This window comes from Mixta sp. (genome assembly GCF_024610815.1).
In the GTDB taxonomy this organism is placed as follows: domain Bacteria; phylum Pseudomonadota; class Gammaproteobacteria; order Enterobacterales; family Enterobacteriaceae; genus Mixta; species Mixta calida.
In genome coordinates this window covers 1-3,487 of sequence record NZ_JANION010000018.1, presented here as the reverse complement: position 1 = coordinate 3,487, position 3,487 = coordinate 1, and the positions used below count along the sequence as shown (strand labels likewise).

Below are 3,487 nucleotides of genomic sequence, written 5' to 3'. Positions count from 1 at the left end.
GCTTTTCGTCAATGATAAACCTGACGTGGCAAAGTAAAGACTTTATCGTTTTCCTGATAATGATGCCGCTATTAATAACATTCTTAAACCGCACGGCCGGGCTGTTGATATGGACCTGTTTCGCCATATTTTACGCCTACTACTTCAGGACATACTGGTTTTTGTTCCTGCTGGAGTTTTACGGCCTGCTGTTGATGTCGCGCTATGTGCATAAAGGAAAATGGATATTTGTCCTCTGCCTGCTTTCGCTGCTGGTGTTGGCGTTTGGTTTCCAGTACGGCTTAGGCATTGATGTCGACAACTTCCGCAACGAGGTGAACGAGCACCGTCTGGATGATACCGGCGACGGCAGCAATACGCTGATTCGTCCGTGGTTCCCGGCGGGCAATCCGCTGTTTGGCTGGCTGAACGTGAGTCTGACCTGGGTAACGTTCTTCTTTCCGTTCCCGCTGATATTGATGCTGTCGCCTTATTATTTGGTGATTTCGACCTTTATTATTCTGATGTTCAGAAGAATATGGCAGACGATGCATGCGGCGCTACAGGACAGAACCTATCCGCTGGTGGTCTTGTTTTCATTAATTATTATTTCCTATACGGTTATTCAGAGCCTGTTTGAACCGGATTATGGTAGTTATTTACGCCATCTGTCGCCGTTCTATCCGTTAATGTTTTATGTCTATTTGAGTTTTGGAAAATTTAAAAAGGAAGAGTAAATGAAAATCCTCCATGCTGCTGAGACAATAAAAGGTGGCGTCGCCACCGTTTTAAAGCAACTCGTCGCGGCACAACAGGATGATAAAGGCGCTTATCGCATTCAGTGCCTGATCCCGGAGGATCAGGCAGGTGAACTGGATACGGCGCATGAAGAAAACGTGGTGAAATGGGAACGTAAAGGGCGCTCCGTTGGGGCGTTAATCTCTTTCGCCGTCGCGTTCTGCCGCACGGTAATGAAATTCAAGCCTGACGTGGTGCATCTTCACAGCTCCTTCGCCGGAGTAATTGGCCGCGCCTGCCTGTTGCTGCTGTGGCCCTTTGTCCGGCCTAAAGTGGTTTACTGCCCGCACGCATTCAGCTTCTTGATGCAGACCAGCAACGGCAAGAAAAAGATCTATTCGCTGATCGAAAAAGCCCTGCTGCCCATGACCGATGCGATTATCTGCGTCAGCCAGTATGAGGCTGACCAGGCAAAGGCACACGGCATCAGCGCCGACAAGCTTTTCGTCATTCATAACGGCGTCGCCGAACGGCATGTCGTCCGGCCCGATCGTCTCGCCGACCCGCGCATCAACGTGCTGTTCGTCGGGCGTTTCGATTACCAGAAAGGTTATGACGTCCTGCTGGAGGCGATGAAGCGCAATCAGAATCCGAACCTGCATCTAACGCTGATTGGCGACAGTGTCCACAGTTCGGAAGCGATTGAAAAGCTGCCCGGCGCGGAATATACCGGCTGGCTGAAGGCAAGCCAGATGGAGCCTTATTTTATCGCAGCGGACGTGCTGGTCATTCCAAGCCGTTGGGAAGGCTTCGCCATGGTGCCGCTGGAGGCGATGAGCTATTCACTGCCGATAATCGCCAGCGACGCCACTTCGCTGCCGGAAGTCGTCATAAATAACGAAACGGGATATCTGTTTAAAAACGGCGACGCTAATTCCTTACTCTCTGTGTTTAATCGCTTGGATAAATCTGATTTAAGTGAAATGGGGCGGAAAGGGAATCAATTATACATAGAGAACTTTACTTCTCAGGCTATGATAGCCAAAACGCATGGTTTATATGCCGACATAATCAAACGTTGAACACCAAATTAACTATAGCGAGGTCTAAGACATGTCTTCAATCATGCATGAATTAGGCAGGGAAGATAATAAAATGATAACGGCTAGTGGATTTCGCACACGTACCAACGCGTCGATTATTTCCATCATACAGCGTTTTTCTGACATTTTTGTTATGTTTATGGGGCTCTATATTTTAGCCCGCATTGAATCACAGTCTTTTACTTCTTCCTGGTGGCTGCTTTCGCTCACTGCGTTGGCGCTGTTCCAGATGATTGGCGGTATCACAGACTTTTATCGGTCGTGGCGCGGCGTCAGCTTCGCCAGTGAATTACAGCTGATTTTACAAAACTGGGCGCTGAGCATTCTGATCACCGCTGGCGTGATGTCGTTCGTCAGCGAACTGGAGCTGAACTTCAAGGCTTACCTGTTATGGTTCGGTATTGTCGCCGTTGGGTTTATCGCTTGTCGCTCGGCCATTCGCTTCTTTGCCCGTATTATTCGCAAGCTGGGTTACAACACGCGCAACGTTGCGATTGTCGGCAATATGCCGATTGGCGTTTCACTTGCTAATAGTTTCATTAACGCCCCCTGGATGGGGTTAAACGTTGTCGGGCTCTATTCTGACGTTGCTAATGAATCTCGTGGTAATGCGGGAAGCATCAATTACTGTGGCAACCTTGACCAGCTGCTGGCCGATGCCCGCGAAGGGAAGCTGGATAAAATCTATATCGCCATGGCGATGTCGGAAGAGACGGCTATCCGCGATCTGGTGGTAAAACTGTCGGACACCACCTGCTCGGTGATGCTGATCCCGGATATCTTTACCTTTAACATTTTGCAGTCGCGCACCGAAGAGATTAACGGCGTGCCGGTGGTGCCGCTGTTTGAAACGCCGATGAACGGCATCAACATGGTGCTGAAGCGCATCGAAGATATCGTTGTTTCTTCCTGCATTCTGCTGTTCATCTCGCCGGCGCTGCTGACCATCGCCGCGCTGGTGAAATTCACCTCGCCAGGCCCGGTGATTTTCCGTCAGGTGCGCTACGGCATGGACGGCAAGCCGATCAAGGTATGGAAGTTCCGCTCGATGTCGGTAATGGAGAACGGCGACACCGTGACCCAGGCGACGAAAGGGGACGCGCGCATCACGCCCATTGGCCGCATTCTGCGCTCTACCTCGCTGGATGAGCTGCCGCAGTTCATCAACGTGCTGAAAGGCGATATGTCCATTGTCGGACCGCGCCCGCACGCTGTCGCGCATAATGAACAGTACCGCTCGATTATTCAGGGCTACATGCTGCGCCATAAAGTGAAGCCTGGCATCACCGGCTGGGCGCAAATCAACGGCTGGCGCGGTGAAACCGACACGCTGGAAAAAATGGAAAAACGTATCGAGTTTGACCTGCAATATATCCGCGACTGGAGCATTATGCTGGACCTGAGGATTATTTTCCTGACCATTTTTAAAGGATTTATCAGTAAAACCGCGTACTGATTTTTGAATGATAACGACAGGGTTGTCTGGCATATTTTATTTAGCAGGGCAATGGTTGAACCGGCGTAGCGTTGTATAACGTGCGGCTGTCTTGCCCTGCTTTTCCATTTTTAAATGGACGATTTCTTTTACTGTATTTTCTAAGGAGAGCGCCTGGTCAGGGTTGACGGTGTTTCTCCTTTTTTAAGTAAACAGGAATCAAGAACAGAGG

The 3,487-nt window shown here is 49.9% G+C and carries 3 protein-coding genes; all 3 read left to right on the top strand.

The window, feature by feature from the left end; translation table 11 throughout:
- Positions 1–716, top strand: a 716-nt coding sequence (locus tag MYY08_RS00930; protein ID WP_211278288.1) for a hypothetical protein, incomplete at its 5' end; no start/stop codon positions are given.
- Positions 717–1,799, top strand: a complete 1,083-nt coding sequence (locus MYY08_RS00925; RefSeq protein ID WP_104951535.1) for a glycosyltransferase — start codon at positions 717–719, stop codon at positions 1,797–1,799.
- Between the two features lie 73 nt (positions 1,800–1,872).
- Complete coding sequence (wcaJ, locus tag MYY08_RS00920) at positions 1,873–3,276, top strand: undecaprenyl-phosphate glucose phosphotransferase (protein ID WP_038629946.1); 1,404 nt, start codon at positions 1,873–1,875, stop codon at positions 3,274–3,276.
- Positions 3,277–3,487: the final 211 nt, after the last annotated feature.